A 16,742-nucleotide genomic window follows, 5' to 3' on the forward strand; every position below is an offset into this window, starting at 1 on the left:
CGCGCGCATTATCTTATTGGCTTATCCTTTGTCGCTTGCTCAAGTGCCAGCAGTCTTTCCCATCTTCTGTCTACATATTGCTGAATCTCGTTGATTATTTCTTCGGCGTCTGGTCTTTGCAGAACAAGCCTAAATCTCTCTTGACTCTTGATGAATTCAGAGACTGGTTTGAAGGTACTCGGTTTTCTCGTGACTCTATAGACTCCACGCTCTACTTCGTAAAGTGGCCAGTACTTTGTCTGAATTGCGAGTTTCGTTATGTCGATCGTTTGATCTTCTGGCACCCTCCAATATCTAACACAGGGGCTGAGAGTGGCAATGAAGGAAGGTCCTTCAAAGGCAAGGGCTTTCTCAATCTTGTTTGTGAGGTCCATGGGTTCACCGATAGTTGCAGTTGCCGCATAAACATATTCATGTCCCGCAACTATCTCGACGATGTTTTTCTTGAGCTGCATTTTACCAGGTATCTTTTTTCCAACAGGAGCCGTTGTGGTCTCTGCACCTGGAGGTGTTGAGCCAGATCTTTGGTTTCCTGTGTTCATGTAACCCTCGTTGTCGTAGAGTATGTAAATGAATTTATGACCTCTTTCTATAGCACCAGAAAGCGATTGAAGACCTATATCGTATGTGCCACCATCTCCACCGAACGCAAAGAAGGCGTATTTCTTGTCAGATGACAACTTTCCCATTTTTTTCAGGGCTCTGTAGGCTGTCTCAACACCACTCATAGTTGCCGCAACATTTTCAAAAGCGTTGTGTATATAAGGAACACTCCAAGAGGTGTATGGATAAATCGTTGAAGAAACTTCCATACAACCAGTTGCAAATCCTATCACAGGTTCATACCCAAGGGCTTTTGCAGTCATCAGGGCTATCTTCACGGTTATCGGTGCACCACATCCAGGACACATTCTATGTCCTTGAGTTAAACCTGTTTCTTTATTGGTAAAGACTTCCGCAAGTTTCTTCATCGTCAACGGCATTTATTTGCACCTCCTCATTCTCTCAGGCCAAGATACAATTCCTGGTCTGCAACAAGTTCGTGCTTCATTGCCTTTTCAAATGCAAATCTCACCAGTTCTGGATTGATGTCTCTACCTCCAAGTCCGTAGACAAAGGATCCAAGAAGAGGTCTTGATGCGGCTTCATACAAGGCTGACTTGATCGTCTCATAAAGAGGAGCTTCGGCACCAAAGGAAGCCGACCTGTCTAAGACAACGACTGCTTTTCTGCCAGTCAAATAACGCTGAATTTCTGTTTTCGGGAAAGGTCTGAACATCCATATCTTGAGCAAGCCAACCTTCTTACCCTCTTCTCTGAGTTGGTCGACCACATATTTTATGGTTCCGTTCGTTGAACCGAGTGCAACCATCACATATTGTGCGTCATCCATTTTATACGGTTCGACAAAGTCGTACTTTCTACCACTTATCTTGTAAAATTCTTCGGCAATTGCTGGGAAAACCTTCATTACGTTTTTCATGGCTTCGATCTGCTGCCTTTTGTGTTCAAAGTAGTAATCATACAGATCAAGGGGGCCATACGTAACAGGATGATCGGTGTCAAGCAATGGATACAGTGGTTTAAGTTGGCCCACGAACTCTTTCACAGCGTCGTCTGGCAAGAGCTCAACAGGTTCCACACCGTGGGAGATTATGAAACCATCTTGGTTAACCATCACAGGAAGTCTGACCTGCTCGTGCTCGGCGAGTCTGACAGCCATAATCGTTAAATCATAAACCTCTTGAGAGTCTTCACAAAACAACTGTATCCACCCAGAGTCTCTCTCTGCCATAGTATCGCTGTGATCACAGTGAATGTTTATTGGTCCACTGAGAGCCCTGTTGACAACGGGCATTACCACAGGCAATCTGAGTGACGCCGCTATGTAAACAATTTCGTGCATCAGAGCAAGACCATTTGCACTCGTTGCAGTCATCGCTCTTGCCCCTGCTGCTGCAGCACCAACGACCGCGCTCATCGCACTGTGTTCACTCTCAACAGGAATCATCTCTGTTCTGACTACACCGTCGGCAACGTATTTTGCAAAATACTCAACGATCGGTGTCTGCGGCGTGATAGGATAAGCTGCTACAACATCTGGCTCGATCTGCTTCATTGCATAGGCAGCCGCTTGTGCTCCAGTAATCGCTTCTTTATGCGTCTTGATCATGCTCATTCCTCCTTGTGTGCGAATTCGGTCTCAGGTCTCATTTCTATGGCTTTCTTTGGACAGACATTCGCACAGATGCCGCAACCTTTACAATAGAAATAATCAATACCTTTCATTATCGAGTTCTCTTGAATAATCGCTTGATCTGGGCAGTAGAACCAACACATCATACAGTCTATGCATTTGGATCTATCGTAAATTGGTCTTTTGACGCGCCAATCACCGGTTCTGTACTTTCGTGCAGTACCTGGTTCAGTTATGACTCCACCAATTGGAATCTCGTGCCATTTCTTGAGTTCAGCCACTGCAGCTCACCTCCTCATAACCACGCTTCAATGCTTTGACGTTGGCTTGAAGCATTTCAGCTGACAGCTTCTTTTCAAACATTCCACGAATTTTCTGCTCAGCTGCCTCGAGTGTGATCAAACCTGTAACTTTCGCAATCGTTCCAAGTATGACAGTATTAGGTATTCCTCTCTTGATCTCTTCAAGTGCTATATCGGTAGCTTTTATGGTACAGATCTTACCCTTGAATCCTGTTTTCTTTCTAACGTAGTCAACAGGATGTGTTGTGTTGACAATCAGTATCCCATCATCTTGAAGTCCATCGACGATAGAAGGTGAAAGAAGAGTATCATCAATTACCACTACAACATTCGGTTTTTCAACCGAAGAATGAATCGTGATCTTTTCATCACTGATTCTGTTAAAGGCTCTCATTGGAGCACCAGATCTCTCAGCACCGTACTCTGGGAAGGCTTGGGCATATTTACCCATGTCTAAGATTGCTTCTGCAAGCAACTGTGAAGCGCTCTTTGCGCCTTGGCCTGCTCTGGAGTGCCACCTGATTTCATAGTATTTGACGGGCACTGTATCCCTCCTCTCAAAATTTTGAGAAAACACTATAATTCTTCGTCCGAATAGATCCTGTAATCGATCCAAGGGAAAATAGCATCCATTTGCTCGATTCTGCTCAGATATCCCTCATCTATATTATTGCTCAAAAACTGATTTTCGAGATCTAAAAACCTTTTCACATGCGTTTTGATTCTGTTAACAGCGTACTCAACACTCGTTCCCGTCGTTAGTATGAAAGCCCAGTCGCTTGATTGCAAAAGCAATAACTCCCGTAGTATCTGATTCAGTGTTCTTATCTTCAGAGAATCTGTTTCATCCTTGAACTGTTTGGCAAGCTTTGTCATGCGATCGTGCAATTCGTTCATGTGAGGGTATATCCAGTCGGTCTTCCCATTTAGCCATGTTTCGTTGTATCCTCCAGCACCCCATGATGAACAAGTGGGTGTAAGCACCTGAAATGCATCGAATTTTTCCAAAGTCTCTAACGCCGTTGCAACTTTCAAGCCTTTCGTTTTTGCAGCTTCTCTGAAGAAATACTCTATGAACTCAGGACCTTCAAACCACCAATGACCGAACAACTCGGTGTCAAACGGAGCCACGATTACCGGTGGTTGTTCAAAGAGTTCATACAGTTTCTGTATTTGAAGAACCTTCCTTCTGAGAAAATCTCTTGCGTGTTCTTTTGCTGCGTTCAGAGCATCTTCACGATTGTAGAGTTGTTTTTCACCCAGCGGGGTCTCCTTTGAGGTTATTTTGTGGTACTTTATACCTGTGTTGACTCTCACGCCGCTTGGGTCCATGTACTCTCTTACATACTCAAAATCTCTGTCAAAGGCTACGTCTCTGTAAAATTCTCTGTATCTGTAATCCCCTGGATAGCCAGTTGAAGCACTCCAGACCTGCTCACTCGACTCTGGATCTCTTGCGAAGGCAAAGACTCCTGATGGTGTCATCACAGGTCTGTACACACCGTATTTTGGCTTCTCATCTCCATACCAAAGGGCATGAGAGTCAACAAAAAAGAACTGCAAACCATGCTTGTTAAGCAGATTTTCAACACCTGGATAGTATCCACATTCAGCAAGCCAAATACCCCTTGGTGCGAAACCAAGTCTTTCTTGAAATGCCCTTACCCCTATTGCAATCTGCGCCTTGACTGCATTCGGTTGATGCTGCATCAATGGCAGAAATGCATGAGTTGCATTACACGTGATGAGTTCTAAATGCCCTTCTTGAGCATGCTTCTTGAATCCATTCACAAGGTCACAGTCGACATTCATGTAGTACTCAAGAACCTCTGAAAACCTGTTCTTGTAGAAGATCGCCAACTGCCGTTCTTGTTCGCTCTTTGTATGAGATATTTCTTTATCACACAGTTCGAGTAATTTTTTCATGTGCGCGATGAATTTCTCCGTAAGCCCGTTGGTTTTCATCATCTCGAGCAGTGGTGGAGTTATAGAGATAGTGACTTTGAAAGGCACCGAATCTTTTGCCAATCTGTCGAAAACCATCAACAATGGAATGTAGCTTTCGATTATCGCTTCAAAGTACCATCTTTCCTCGAGAAAGGTATCATGTTCTGGATGATGAACATAAGGAAGATGTGAATGAAGGACCAAACAGAAATATCCCATCATCGTCGCTCACCACCCGAAGCAGCTTGTGTGGGGCTGAAGATGTTGATGCGTTCGATCTGTTGTATCAACGTTTCACCCAAGGTCACGACCTGCTTCTTGCCTTTGATTATCCATCTCTGCCTGCTCGTTGTAGCAGGAGAATCAGAAGGTGTTCTACACAGGTTTGACCTCAAAACTGGTATGAAAGTCTCATCTGTCTTGTAACCTATCTCGGCTATGTAATCGGCGTTTGCACATGGAACATGAAAGTAGTAGTTTCGGCAGTTGCCAAGATCAACGCCTGCTTCAAAGATTCTGTGGGCATTTGTGCCATTAAAGACGATGTAGGTCACGTCGTACAATCTCACCACAACATTACCAGTTTCAGAGAGTTTTCTTCTCGTTTCATTGGATAAATCCCAGCTCAGATGAACCAAATGTGGATTGACTGCAAGAAGCATCAAACGATCTGATCCATACGAACTCGGAAGATCCTCAATTTTTTCTGCAGCCGGGCTTTGAACATTCTGAACGGGTTCTTGTAACTGTAGAGCGTAATCTTTGAGCATTCTGTAGACTTCGTTTTTCTTCATTCTTTTCTTGATCTTCAAACCGAGTTTCTTGGCGAGAGCTTTGACTTCTTGAATGGTGGGTTGGCTTTCGAGAAAGTTCAACAATTCCTGGCGCTTCATCTTCTGCGCCTCCCCTTTGCAAAATATTCACACTGTATTCTACCATGTTCTGAAAATGTTGTAAATAGATGAGAATAAGAAAAAAAGGGACCTTTTTCGGGTCCCTTGGTAACTATTCTTAAATGTTGGCTAAATTTCAGGATCTTTTCCTACAAATCAGTACCCCTGATCCTTGCCAACTCCTTCAAAAGCCTTGTTTCTTCAGAAGAGACATTCTCTGGTATCTTCACATTCACTGTGACATAGAGATCGCCACGCCTCTGCGTTCTAAGCGATGGTGCTCCTTCACCTTTGAGGCGGAATACACTACCTGGTTGAGTCCCAGGTGGAATTCTGAGCATCGTTGTGCTACCCGTTGGTAGGTCTAATTTCACGGTAGTCCCCAAGATAGCCTGGATATAGTCTATAGATATTTCCGCATAAATATCGTCATCTTGTCTCCTGAACTTTTTGTCTGGTTTGACGTGTACTATAACGTATAGGTCTCCGTATGGTCCTTGGTTGTAACCCGCATTACCCGCACCCTCTATTCTGAGTTTTGTTCCCTCAGAAACACCGGCAGGAATATTTACAGTCATCCTGACTTTCTTCTTGATTCTTCCTGCACCACCACAGGAATGGCATTTCTCTTTGACAACCTTTCCACTACCACCACAGTTATTGCATGTTCTTGTACTAACGAAGACCCCAAAGATGCTGCGGCGTTCTTCTCTTATCACACCAGTTCCATGGCATCTTGGGCAGGTTTGATAACCACTTCCCGGTTCAACTCCGCTGCCGTTACAATGTTCACATTTTTCATACCTTTCGTACTCTATGGGAATCTGTTTTCCAACGAGAGATTCCGCAAAGCTCACCTCAACGGTGATCGATATGTCTTCACCGGCTCTGCGACGACTCTGTTGCCTTTCTTCGGTACCCCGTTCGCCGAAAAAGATATCGTAGACGTCTCTGCCAAAAAAACTCTCGAAATCTTTGAAGACGTCTTCGAAAGGATTTCCTGCACCCTGCTGTGAGAATTCCGTTTCTCCTACATAGCCAAAGCGATCATAAACGGCTTTTTTCTGAGGATCGCTGAGCACCTCGTAAGCCTCTTGGATCTCCTTGAACTTTTCTTCAGCTTCTTTCTTGTTCTCCGGGTGCAGATCAGGATGCCACTGTTTTATGAGCTTCTTATAAGCCTTCTTGATATCTTCTTGTGAAGCATCTCTCGAGACCCCAAGGATCGCATAGTAATCCTTACTCTGTCTTGGCACTCTGTTCACCTCTTGGCTTGATCGCCACCTGCACTTTTACCGGTTTAACTATCTTGTTGTGGAACTTATAACCGTTCTCGATGACCTTCAGAATGGAATACTCTTCGTGCTCAGTGGTTTCCACTCTTTCAACTGCTTCGTGCTCGAATGGATCAAATTTGTCTTTCACTTCTATTTTGAAGAAACCTTCATCGTTCAGTATCTTCCACAATTTCTTATATATTAACTCTACACCTTTGTAGAAAGTCTTATAAGAATGTGATTGTTCGACATCTTTGAAGGCTCTGTCCATGTCATCTAAGACGGGTATAAGTTTTGTGAGAAGGTATTCATTTGCGTTTTTCAGGATTTGTTCCCTCTCTCTGAGAACATCCTTTTTGTAATTCTCAAATTGAGCTTTGAGTTCTTTGGTAAAGCGAAGGAGTTCTTCTTTTTCCTGTTGTAATTTCTCCACTGTTTGTTGGTTTTCTTGAGTAACCTGCTTTTCGTTTTCGTTCACTTTCTTCCCTCCTCTCTGGTCGCTACGGTGAAATATTCAGTGAGTCGACTCACCATGTACTTCAAAGAACTAACTATATCTTCGTATTTGATCACCTTTGATGTTATGACCATGACTTTTCCCATGAGTTTTTCTTCTTTCCTGTAACCGTCGACGAAGATTGCGAGGTTTTCTAAACCTTCTACACCGTGTTCATTTCCTATCAGAATAGCTGGTATTTCCTCAGTCTTCGTAAAAACCTTTCTGAGCATGGAATCATCTGAAAAGAAGTTTGACAGTTTTCTTATCTCTTCTATGTTGAAGTTCTCTGCGTTGATCAACGTGTCAAGTCCTACTTTTACCAGATTGCTCGATGAATCTTCCTTCAAAGCACTCGCAAGATATTCTGAAAGATCCAGCAAGTATTGATCTGCCTCTGTTTCGATACTCCTATCGCCAATCGTTTCGATGGTGTAGCCTGCCAAGAGTTCGTTCATCATCTTCTCTAAAGAAAGGTAATCTATTTCACCAAAGGTTCTAAACGGTATGAATTTGACCAAACCGAGCTCTGTTATCACCGAAACAACGTTATATGTTTTGGTGATCTGGGCGATCGATATCTTGAGTATTTTGAGTTTGTCGATCGCGGGTTTTTCCAAAATGACAGCCCCTTTTGTGATGCGTGAAAGAGCTATCGCTGCACCTGTCAGAATCTTCTCCATGTCTCCAAAGGTCATTGGGTACTTCGAGTGGATTGAAGCCGAATGCTGGGTATATTCTTTTATCAAATTCAAAGTCTCATTCACGTAGAATCTGTAACCTTTGTCAGTTGGTACGCGCCCAGCCGATGTATGAGGCTGGTTGAGGTAGCCAAGGTATTCAAGTTTTCTCAAGTCGTTTCTGACAGTCGCGCTGCTGCAAGATATATCAGAAGCCTCAAGTACTCTTTCGGAACTTATGGGCTTCTTGGTCATTATGTATTCTCTCACAACACAATAGAGAATCTTTTTTTGTCTTTCGTTTATCCTCGCCTCTCGCTTCATTTATTATCACTCACCATATCCGAGTGCTAATTTTAGCATATCATGCCCCATGAAACTTGTCAAGATAAAAGGAGGGTGTTACAATAACGATGAAAAAGAGGTGATTGGTACGATGCTCGTTCAGGAATTACTCAAAGTGGTCAATGACATATCTGTCAGTTCTTTTTTGGACGGACAAAATCATTTGGAGATAACTGGTTTGACAAACAAATCCACAGAACTCAACAAAGGTGCTCTTTTTATCTGCCACAAAGGAAGCAAATTTGACTCGCACGAGATCGTACCAGAGATAGTCAAGAAAGGTGCTGCGTTTTTAGTTGTTGATCGTCCAATTCAGTTGAACTTCCCGCATGTCGTTGTGAGTGATACGAGACTTGCCGAAGCTTTTTTGGCTGCTCACTTTTATGGTTATCCCTTCAACGATCTGATCACCTTTGGTGTGACTGGAACAAATGGAAAGACAACATCAGTACATCTCTTCCACCATGTTATGAACTCTCTTGACGCTAAAGGAAGCATGTTAGGCACTGTTTTCTACGATATACTCGGTGAAAAAAGGTTTCATCATGACAACACAACTCCCAACGCTATTGAGATTCTCAGAGCCATGAGAAAGACCGTTGATAATGGCGGCACACATTTTGCAATGGAAGTCTCTTCCCACTCTCTTGCCCTCAAGAGAGTTGAATCGATTAGGTTTGACGTGGCAGCACTGACAAACATCACCCGTGATCATCTTGATTTCCACCCAACCTTTGAAGAGTATGTAAAGACAAAACTCCATATCTTCGATCTGTTGAAGGACAACGGCATCGCAGTGATGAGCGATGAATTCGAACATCTGTTGAACAAGAAAGTCAAGAGGGTAATCTACGGAATATCACCAAAAAGCGATTACAGAATCACCAACGTCGATATACAAAGGTATGGCACCAAGTTCACACTCCAATCACGTCATGGTTCCTTTGAATGTCAGATAAATATCCCGGGTCTGCACAATGCTTACAACGCAACTCTTGTCATTGCATCACTTGTGGAACTCGGTTATGACATCAAGCCTGTGATAGAAGCAGTGAAAAACTTCGAAGGAGTAGACGGAAGGTTTCAATTCATCAGAGAAGGTTCTCTGTTGGGAATAGACATAGTTGTTGATTTTGCACACAGTCCTGATGCCCTTGAAAAGACTCTCATAACGGCAAAAAAACTGACGACAGGTAGAGTCATCACAGTCTTTGGAGCAGGTGGTCAGGCAGATAAGGGTAAGAGGCCTATGATGGCTCAAGTTGTGTGCAGGTATTCAGATGTCAGCATAATAACTACCGACGATCCAAGAGGAGATGATCCTGAAGAAATTCTGATCGAGGTAGAAAAAGGTGTTCCAGTTGGTTCACCTTACCTTGTTATACCAGACAGGCGTGAGGCGATCGAAACTGCCCTGACAATTGCCAATCGCGGTGATATGGTCATAGTTGCCGGTAGAGGTCACGAGGAGTATCAGATATTCAGCGACGAGAAGAAGATTCCTTTCAAAGATGCTGACGAGATAAGGAAAATAGTTATAAGAGAATACGAAAAGGAAAAGAGGCATGTGTGAGAACCTTCTTTTTGTCACAGACTCTCGAAAGGTTGTGCCAGGATCTGTTTTTGTTGCATTAAAGGGTACAAGGACTGATGGGCATCTGTATGTACAAGAGGCGCTGAATAAGGGAGCTCTCTATGTGGTTGTACAAGAAGACGTAGATCTGCCAAAAGACAAAGTGCTCAAGGTGGGAGACACCGTTGAATTTCTTCTTTCAAAAGCCAAAGAAAAACTCCAAAGATATAAACCTTTCGTGATAGGTATCACCGGCTCCAACGGCAAAACAACTACCAAAGAGGTGATCTACACACTCATAGGAGAGGGCAGAGCCTTCCGTAATCAAGGTAATCTGAACACCGAGATCGGACTTCCCATTTCCATTCTGAACGAGTACAAAGGCGAGAACTTTGTCGTCTTTGAAATGGCGATGAACAAAGTTGGTGATATCGCACGACTTTGCGAGGTTGCAAAGCCAAAGCTGTCGATCTTGCTCAACGTTGGTTCAGCCCACAGAGGTGTAGCCGGTTCAGACGAAGCAATCATTGAAGGGAAGCTTCAGATCATTCAATTCATGGATGAAAATGGGACGGCAGTTGTACACCACGATCAAAGACTTCTTCAAAGGATTTCGAACAGATCGTTGATCACCTTTGGAAACAGACAAGGTGATTACCAGTTACTCGATTACAATTACGAGGAGCTCACAACTAAGGCTGAGTACAAAACTCCGAAGGGTGTACTCTCTTTCAACTTTCAGTCCATTTGGAATGTAGGACAACTCACAAATCTTGCCGCGGCTATCGCTACTATTGATCTCTTAGATATGACTTTGAACAGAGAACTTTTGGAGACTTTCCCATCTGTCGCTGGCAGATTCAGAGTTTTCAAGCACAAAGAAAGATACACAATCGATGATTGTTACAACGCAAGCCTTGAGTCTTTCAAAGTTGCCATCGAAACCCTGAAAAGATTGGGCAAGAGATCTTTCGCAGTGGTTGGCTCCATAAAGGAGCAAGGACAGTATTCTGTGGAAACACATAAGCAACTTGGAAAGGTCTTAGAAGAATTAGACGGTGTGATAGTCTACAACATCGATCACGAAATCGATCCAATGGAATGCTCAAAGGAACTGTTCAGGTCTGACGATCCTATAAAGATCCGTGATTTTCTCAGAAAGATTCTTGAGCCAGAAGATGCTGTTTTGTTCAAAGCTTCACGTTCTGTGGAAATGGAAAGAGTACTCAAAGTCTTCTTGGAGGATGATCTATGATCTTACTTGCAGTCGCCGATTTCTTGTGCTGTGTAATTCTCTACCCGTTTTTTATCAAGTTCTTGCGTTTTGCAAAGATCGGCCAGTTCATTCGTGAGGAAGGGCCAGACCTTCACGGCTACAAAGCAGGAACTCCCACGATGGGCGGAATTCTCTTCTTGCTCGCCGCTGCCATTTTTTCTCTTTTAGTCAAAGAAGTCATAGACGCATTTGCCTTGATCTCCTTTGGTTTTATAGGCTTTCTTGATGATTTTCTGAGCGTTAGAAGAAAAAAGTCCCTCGGACTGCGTGCTTGGCAGAAATTTACTCTTCAAATCCTATTCTCTGTCTTCATATTTCTTTGGATCGACCCAACAAAGACAAAACTCTCAATTCCCTTTACAAACACTTCAGTAGATCTTGGCTATCTTTATCCAATCTTCGCAATCTTGTTGATAACAGGCTTGAGTAACGCGGTGAATCTAACAGATGGCCTTGATGGTCTTGCCGGCAGTGTTTTTGTGGCGACAGCTCTGCCTTATTGGTTTTTGTTGAAGAGCCAAGCTGACTCACTGTTATTTGCCTTGATCTCTGTTATGACCTTTCTGTTCTTCAACATAAAACCTGCTAAGGTTTTCATGGGAGACACCGGTGCACTCGCACTCGGTGCTTTACTCGGCACTGTTGCGATCCGAACCTCAACTGAACTCATAGTCTTGCTGTTTTCTTCGATCTTCGTCGCAGAGACCGTGAGTGTGATCTTGCAAGTAAGCTCTTTCAAGTTGTTCAGAAAGAGAATTTTCAAAATGTCGCCCATTCATCACCACTTTGAATTGCTCGGCTGGAAAGAAGAAAGGATAGTGCAAATGTTCTCACTGACTAATTTGACAATTGCGCTGATAACTCTCTTGGGAGTCAAGTCGATGTGAGAGTAGTTTTATCTATTCTCCTAATCTCTAGTACCATCTTTGCTTACGGTGTGACAACTACTTATCTTGGTTCTGGGTATTCCAGAATCTCATTCAACGATGGAATGATCTGTCTTGTCAGGTTACAGCCGGCTTCAGTACTCGTTCTCACCGAAAGCGGCAAGATCGTCAGCGAGATAAGTATAGGACTGTCTTACCCAGTAAGTGCTGTACACAAAGCCGGTGTGGTTTTTGTATCTGATTATTACAAAGCCTCTGTGATGGTTTATACGATCTTTGGAAGATTACTCAAAAGGATAACCGTAGGTCCTTACCCAACGACAATTAAGATCGTCGGCACAAAGGTATATGTTTCATGTTCTGGTGACAGTTCTGTTTACAGAATCGATAGTCTTTCGCAAGAAGTGGAAGCAAAGTTCTCTTTCAAATCTGCTTCTCTGTACTTTGAAGTTTTTGGCGATCAGCTTCTCTATCTTTATTATTTCGATACCGACAAGACCTATGAGCGAACTGGCCAAAGCAGTAAGACTGTTAGAATCAATAATCTGAAGAATCCTGTTAAGTATGTTGAAAAGGATGGGCGTGGGTATTTGCTTGGTTATACAGACGGCATAATGGTTTGTTTGAAAGACGATCGCGAGATTTGGCGTGTGAATCTTTCGGATTTTGCAAGGGACATGGTCCTCACAGAGAAATACATAGTCGTGACCAGCTTGCTCGATTCTGTTGCAACCTTTGTTTCTTACGATGGCAGTGTGGTCAAGAAGGTGCAACTGCCAAACGTAACTCACAGAGTTCTCTGCGTGGACAAAAAACTTGTTTTTCTGAACCATTCACCTGGAGAGGTTTATATCGTCGATCAAGTTAGTGATTCAGTGCAGACAGTTGAAGTTGGTTCATACGCCGTTGAAATGGTTCAAACCTCAGAGTATCAGATAGCGGTGCTGTGCAGTGATTCTGGTGAACTGTATTGGATAGACCTCAGGGGAACGAGCCCCTGAAGTCTTTAAGACTTAGACACAATGTAGTCCACGACGTCTTTCACTGTGGAGATCTTCTCAAGGTCTGAATCAACGATCTTTACACCAAATTCATCCTCCACAGCCATGACCAGATCCACAAGATCGAGAGAATCAGCATTCAAATCATCTGTCAGCTTGCTTGCTTCCTTCACTTGTGATTCGCTGATTCCAAGTTTTTCAGCGATGATTTTCGTCACTTTTTCAAGCACTGCCTTTCTGTCCATATTCATACCTCCTATGTAGTAATGCTCGAAATGAATTATACAGGTCGAACTTAGTTGCGTCAAATTGATGATTTTCTTCCTTTGTGTTTATAGACTCTGCGGAAATGAACAAGCGAGAAAAATTGATCTGATGGGAATTTCCTTAAATTCGTCGGTGTGATTTATGGTCGAATCAACTTCTCAAAAGCGAGCTTTCAATGATCGATCGCATCATCAAGGCATTTTTCATGGCTTTGCCACGGTAGCAATTGTTGAAAAAGACGAATACATCCTCTGATTCTTCTATCAAATTCATTACGTCTTTTGCAAAGTCTTTCAGTTGCTGTTCTGAGTACTCGTAATTGTATCTTTCGGTAGCGCTGACAAACCATTTGTTATTTCTACCGTGGAATCTGAAGTAAGAACTTTTCGATGTTGCAACAGGTCTGTACGGAAAAAGATCTTTAATCTGCGGCTCGTCGACAGTTACCAAGCAGATCTGGTGTGATTTGAAAAATCGATAGGTGTTTTCGTTATCCCACGAGGAATGTCTCAATTCAACGGCAATTGGCTGGTCTATTTTCTTGCTCAATTTCTTGAGATACTCTATGTTTTCTTCACAATATCTAAAAGAGTATGGGAATTGGGCAAGTAACATCTTTAATCTGCCTTCGTCTATCATTGGTTGTAGAGCCATCATGGTTTTATCGATGTCTTCCTCTGGTAAAGACATGGTTTTCCAACCTTCGTGAGTGGCAGAACTCGGGAGTTTGACGGTGAAAAAGAATGTCGCAGGCGTTTTTCTGAGCATTGAGACAATTGTTTTGTAAGTGGGTAGTGTGTAATAGGTGAAGTTCAGTTCTACTGCGTTTAGGTTCAGCACGCTCGCGTAGTATTTCAACATTTGACTTTTCGGAAGATCATCTGGATAGACTGTACCGATCCAATCTGAAAAGTAATATCCACTGGTGCCTATGTACAACAAACGCAATCCCCTGAATATGTTATCATCTTTTTGGTGATATCTGTGATCAGAATAGGTGCACATATGCCAATTTCATACGGTTTTGAAAAGGTTCCACAAATGACTATTGACTCTGGTGGTAACACCTTCCAAATCTTTCCTCACAGTCCAAGAACTTGGAGGGCAACGATGCCTTCCAATAAGGTCTCACAAGAATTTCAAAATCAGATGAAGAAGTGCGATCTCCCTCTTGAGGCAGCCTTTTGCCACAGCGGTTACCTGATAAACCTCGCAAGTCCGAAAGACGATATATGGCAGAGGTCTGTTGAGCTTTTGATAGTTGAGGGTAAGATCTGCCAATTCCTTGGAATACCCTATTTGAATGTTCATCCAGGCAGTCACACAGGTGCTGGCGAAAAGGTGGGAATCGACAGAATTCTAAAGGCGATAGATAGATTCTTAGCCTCTGTGGACGGTGTCATGCTATTGCTTGAAAATGTCTCGCCCAAGGGTGGGAACATAGGTTATGAGATAGACCAGTTGGCTCAGATAATAAAGATGAGTTGTGATCCAAAGAGGATAGGCATCACCTATGACACGTGCCATGGTTTTGATGCGGGTTATGACATCACAACAAAAGATGGTGTTGAGAGATTGCTCGAGCAGATAGAGAGGGCTTTAGGTTTATGGAGGGTCAAGATGATTCATTTGAACGACACGAAAGCGCCACTTGGGAAACCTCTCGATAGGCATGAAAACATAGGCAAGGGTTTTATCGGTGACAAAGGGTTCATCAATTTCCTGAGTTTTGAACAAATACAGAAGATACCGTGGGTTTTGGAAACACCAAATGAAGAAGATCTCTACACCAAGGAGATCGCCCATGTGAAGTCATTGGTTGGGTTGATCTGAATGCTCTTAGACAGTTTTGTTCTGAAAAAACTCGTTTTGGAACTTCGCTCGATCATCGATTCGAGTTTGAGACAGATCTATCAGTTTGATAGATCTACGATCTACCTCTATTTTCAGCAGAAGGTTCTTCGCATCTCTCTTGACCCAATCTTTTCTCATATCTGTTTCACTCAGAAAGAAGATTTTTCTGATCATCATCCTTCAAACTTTGTGATGTTTTTGAGAACGAGGTTGAGAAATGCAAGACTGAAAGCTGTTGAACAAGTCGGTTTAGACAGAATACTCTGTCTTGATTTTGACAAAATCGATGAAGTTGGAGACAGACATCTCTACAAATTGTGCCTTGAGTTCTTGGGAACTCATTGTAATGCTGTTTTGACCGAAGATGGAATCATTGTTGATTCCTTCAAAGAATCTAACACCTCCTTGCGTTTGATAAAGAAGAACTTTCCTTACGAACTACCAGCCGAGAAGGTTGACCCATTTGAGATTTCATATGATTTCTTTGATCAGATCAACGAGATGCAAACCATATCACAGTTCTTGTCGAAGAAATTCTATGGCTTTTCAAAGTTGATCGTACAAGAACTCCTTAATAGGGCACAGTTGACAGACAAAGTTCTTAAAGATTTAAACCTTCAAGAGAAAAACAAACTCAAGCATGCGTTTTTCTCAATCATCAGCGATTTTGAAAAACCTTACACCTACGTGTACAGAAGCGGAGAAACTTTCACAGTGAGTGCATTACCACTCAAACATATTCTGGCAGAACCAAAGAGATTTGAAAGTCCATCAGAAGCGATTGAATATGCTTACAACCTCATGTTTTTGCGCCATACCTTAAGGCAGATGCAATCAGAACTTTTGAAAAATGTTCGTGAGCGCATGAAAAAGGAGAAAAGAACACTTGATTTACTGGAAGAAGAGTTATCTGAATGTTCAAAGGCAGACAGTTTCCTTCGTTATGGAGAGCTTTTGAAGTATGCATCTGCAGAAAGCCGCTTGGGGAATATTGCAAATGTCTTGGACTACGAAACGGGGCAACTGGTGTCTGTTCCTTTGGTCGAAGGCAAAGACATCAAAGAGAGTTCACAACATTATTTTGGCTTGTACAAGAAGTTGAAGGAAAAAAGTAGAGTGTTGCAGACGAGAGTTGAAAGTTCACGACAGTTCCTCTCTTATCTTGAACAACTCGCACACACGATAGAGTCTGCGCAAGATCTCGATACAATTGCCGAGATAAAAGAAGAAATGATTCAGCAAGGCCTGATAAAGGCGAAAAGACATCAACCACCGAAGGAAAGTGATTTCAAGAAAATAGAGTACGAAGGCTTCAAGATCCTCATCGGCAAGAACAACAAGCAGAATGAAAAGCTCGTCAGAGAATCGAACGATAAAGATCTTTGGTTGCATGTTCACGAATCTCCTGGTGCGCATGTGGTAATAAAGACTGAAGGTAAGACTGTGCCTCACAGAGTTCTTGAATGTGCTGCTGCACTTGCCGCATATCACTCTAAGGCACGTTTTTCATCAAAGGTTCCTGTTGATTACACTCTCGTCAAATACGTCCACAAACCCAAAGGCTCTCCACCAGGTTTAGTGGTCTACACAAACTATGAAACGATCTTTGTAAATCCACAACTCGTAGATTCACTCGAACAGCAAAGATCGTAGAACTATATCTCTTGTTCGATTTTCCCAAATCACAGAGCGTTAGTTACAGATCGCCAGCTCTGTACTCTCTTACACTTCGTCTCTCTTTTCACAC

At 42.8% G+C, this 16,742-nt stretch carries 17 protein-coding genes; 6 read left to right on the forward strand and 11 right to left on the reverse strand.

The window, feature by feature from the left end; all coding sequences use genetic code 11:
- Window positions 1–8: 8 nt before the first annotated feature.
- The 9 genes from ACSFC1_RS02800 to hrcA form a co-directional block, all read right to left on the reverse strand.
- Window positions 9–983, reverse strand: coding sequence for a thiamine pyrophosphate-dependent enzyme (locus ACSFC1_RS02800; RefSeq protein ID WP_435564608.1), 975 nt, complete (start codon window positions 981–983; stop codon window positions 9–11).
- A gap of 14 nt (window positions 984–997) precedes the next feature.
- Complete coding sequence (gene porA, locus ACSFC1_RS02805; protein ID WP_435564609.1) at window positions 998–2,173, reverse strand: pyruvate synthase subunit PorA; 1,176 nt, start codon at window positions 2,171–2,173, stop codon at window positions 998–1,000.
- A gap of 2 nt (window positions 2,174–2,175) precedes the next feature.
- Window positions 2,176–2,478, reverse strand: a complete 303-nt coding sequence (porD, locus tag ACSFC1_RS02810; RefSeq protein WP_435564610.1) for a pyruvate synthase subunit PorD — start codon at window positions 2,476–2,478, stop codon at window positions 2,176–2,178.
- Window positions 2,471–3,043 (reverse strand): 2-oxoacid:acceptor oxidoreductase family protein, encoded by a 573-nt coding sequence (locus ACSFC1_RS02815; RefSeq protein ID WP_435564611.1) that lies wholly within the window; start codon window positions 3,041–3,043, stop codon window positions 2,471–2,473. Before ACSFC1_RS02815 ends, porD begins: the two co-directional genes overlap by 8 nt.
- Before the next feature lie 32 nt (window positions 3,044–3,075).
- Complete coding sequence (locus ACSFC1_RS02820; RefSeq protein ID WP_435564612.1) at window positions 3,076–4,668, reverse strand: glycoside hydrolase family 57 protein; 1,593 nt, start codon at window positions 4,666–4,668, stop codon at window positions 3,076–3,078.
- Window positions 4,665–5,339: a DUF4912 domain-containing protein gene (locus ACSFC1_RS02825; RefSeq protein WP_435564613.1), complete on the reverse strand. Its 675-nt coding sequence runs from the start codon at window positions 5,337–5,339 to the stop codon at window positions 4,665–4,667. Before ACSFC1_RS02825 ends, ACSFC1_RS02820 begins: the two co-directional genes overlap by 4 nt.
- A 149-nt stretch (window positions 5,340–5,488) precedes the next feature.
- Window positions 5,489–6,595: a molecular chaperone DnaJ gene (dnaJ, locus tag ACSFC1_RS02830; RefSeq protein ID WP_435564614.1), complete on the reverse strand. Its 1,107-nt coding sequence runs from the start codon at window positions 6,593–6,595 to the stop codon at window positions 5,489–5,491.
- Window positions 6,579–7,094 (reverse strand): nucleotide exchange factor GrpE, encoded by a 516-nt coding sequence (locus ACSFC1_RS02835; protein ID WP_435564615.1) that lies wholly within the window; start codon window positions 7,092–7,094, stop codon window positions 6,579–6,581. The genes dnaJ and ACSFC1_RS02835 overlap by 17 nt, the downstream gene beginning before the upstream one ends.
- Window positions 7,091–8,116 (reverse strand): heat-inducible transcriptional repressor HrcA, encoded by a 1,026-nt coding sequence (gene hrcA, locus ACSFC1_RS02840; protein ID WP_435564616.1) that lies wholly within the window; start codon window positions 8,114–8,116, stop codon window positions 7,091–7,093. Before hrcA ends, ACSFC1_RS02835 begins: the two co-directional genes overlap by 4 nt.
- Before the next feature lie 49 nt (window positions 8,117–8,165).
- On the opposite strand from hrcA, the gene ACSFC1_RS02845 reads away from it, so the two are divergent.
- From ACSFC1_RS02845 to ACSFC1_RS02860, 4 genes are read left to right on the forward strand one after another with little or no spacing between them, the layout of a single operon-like run.
- A complete protein-coding gene (locus ACSFC1_RS02845; RefSeq protein ID WP_435564617.1) occupies window positions 8,166–9,710 on the forward strand; it encodes a UDP-N-acetylmuramoyl-L-alanyl-D-glutamate--2,6-diaminopimelate ligase in 1,545 nt (514 codons plus the stop codon).
- The gene (locus ACSFC1_RS02850) at window positions 9,703–10,965 is read left to right on the forward strand and encodes a UDP-N-acetylmuramoyl-tripeptide--D-alanyl-D-alanine ligase (RefSeq protein WP_435564618.1); all 1,263 of its coding nucleotides are present in this window, start codon (window positions 9,703–9,705) and stop codon (window positions 10,963–10,965) included. The genes ACSFC1_RS02845 and ACSFC1_RS02850 overlap by 8 nt, the downstream gene beginning before the upstream one ends.
- Window positions 10,962–11,873, forward strand: a complete 912-nt coding sequence (mraY, locus tag ACSFC1_RS02855; protein WP_435564619.1) for a phospho-N-acetylmuramoyl-pentapeptide-transferase — start codon at window positions 10,962–10,964, stop codon at window positions 11,871–11,873. Before ACSFC1_RS02850 ends, mraY begins: the two co-directional genes overlap by 4 nt.
- The gene (locus ACSFC1_RS02860) at window positions 11,870–12,874 is read left to right on the forward strand and encodes a YncE family protein (RefSeq protein ID WP_435564620.1); all 1,005 of its coding nucleotides are present in this window, start codon (window positions 11,870–11,872) and stop codon (window positions 12,872–12,874) included. Before mraY ends, ACSFC1_RS02860 begins: the two co-directional genes overlap by 4 nt.
- 5 nt (window positions 12,875–12,879) lie before the next feature.
- Here the strand turns inward: ACSFC1_RS02860 and acpP are convergent, their stop codons facing one another.
- Both acpP and ACSFC1_RS02870 read right to left on the reverse strand, forming a co-directional pair.
- Window positions 12,880–13,119 (reverse strand): acyl carrier protein, encoded by a 240-nt coding sequence (acpP, locus tag ACSFC1_RS02865; RefSeq protein ID WP_435564621.1) that lies wholly within the window; start codon window positions 13,117–13,119, stop codon window positions 12,880–12,882.
- Between the two features lie 172 nt (window positions 13,120–13,291).
- Window positions 13,292–14,083 carry a DUF72 domain-containing protein gene (locus tag ACSFC1_RS02870; protein WP_435564622.1) on the reverse strand — a complete coding sequence of 264 codons (792 nt, stop codon included), beginning with the start codon at window positions 14,081–14,083 and terminating at the stop codon, window positions 13,292–13,294.
- Between the two features lie 42 nt (window positions 14,084–14,125).
- Between ACSFC1_RS02870 and ACSFC1_RS02875 the strand changes: the two genes are divergently transcribed.
- Entirely contained in the window at window positions 14,126–14,974 is an 849-nt protein-coding gene (locus ACSFC1_RS02875) for a deoxyribonuclease IV (RefSeq protein ID WP_435564623.1), read from the forward strand.
- Window positions 14,975–16,648, forward strand: coding sequence for an Rqc2 family fibronectin-binding protein (locus tag ACSFC1_RS02880; protein ID WP_435564624.1), 1,674 nt, complete (start codon window positions 14,975–14,977; stop codon window positions 16,646–16,648).
- Window positions 16,649–16,742: the final 94 nt, after the last annotated feature.

Source organism: Pseudothermotoga sp. U03pept, from assembly GCF_051235805.1.
Taxonomy (GTDB): Bacteria; Thermotogota; Thermotogae; order Thermotogales; family DSM-5069; genus Pseudothermotoga_B.

What these genes read in the sequence shown, in the direction of transcription:
- ACSFC1_RS02800 (WP_435564608.1), bottom strand. Translation starts at nt 983, where the DNA reads ATGCCGTTGACGATGAAGAAACTTGCGGAAGTCTTTACCAATAAAGAA.
- porA (WP_435564609.1), bottom strand. Translation starts at nt 2,173, where the DNA reads ATGATCAAGACGCATAAAGAAGCGATTACTGGAGCACAAGCGGCTGCC.
- ACSFC1_RS02820 (WP_435564612.1), bottom strand. Translation starts at nt 4,668, where the DNA reads ATGATGGGATATTTCTGTTTGGTCCTTCATTCACATCTTCCTTATGTT.
- ACSFC1_RS02825 (WP_435564613.1), bottom strand. Translation starts at nt 5,339, where the DNA reads ATGAAGCGCCAGGAATTGTTGAACTTTCTCGAAAGCCAACCCACCATT.
- hrcA (WP_435564616.1), bottom strand. Translation starts at nt 8,116, where the DNA reads ATGAAGCGAGAGGCGAGGATAAACGAAAGACAAAAAAAGATTCTCTAT.
- ACSFC1_RS02845 (WP_435564617.1), top strand. Translation starts at nt 8,166, where the DNA reads ATGAAACTTGTCAAGATAAAAGGAGGGTGTTACAATAACGATGAAAAA.
- ACSFC1_RS02850 (WP_435564618.1), top strand. Translation starts at nt 9,703, where the DNA reads ATGTGTGAGAACCTTCTTTTTGTCACAGACTCTCGAAAGGTTGTGCCA.
- mraY (WP_435564619.1), top strand. Translation starts at nt 10,962, where the DNA reads ATGATCTTACTTGCAGTCGCCGATTTCTTGTGCTGTGTAATTCTCTAC.
- acpP (WP_435564621.1), bottom strand. Translation starts at nt 13,119, where the DNA reads ATGGACAGAAAGGCAGTGCTTGAAAAAGTGACGAAAATCATCGCTGAA.
- ACSFC1_RS02880 (WP_435564624.1), top strand. Translation starts at nt 14,975, where the DNA reads ATGCTCTTAGACAGTTTTGTTCTGAAAAAACTCGTTTTGGAACTTCGC.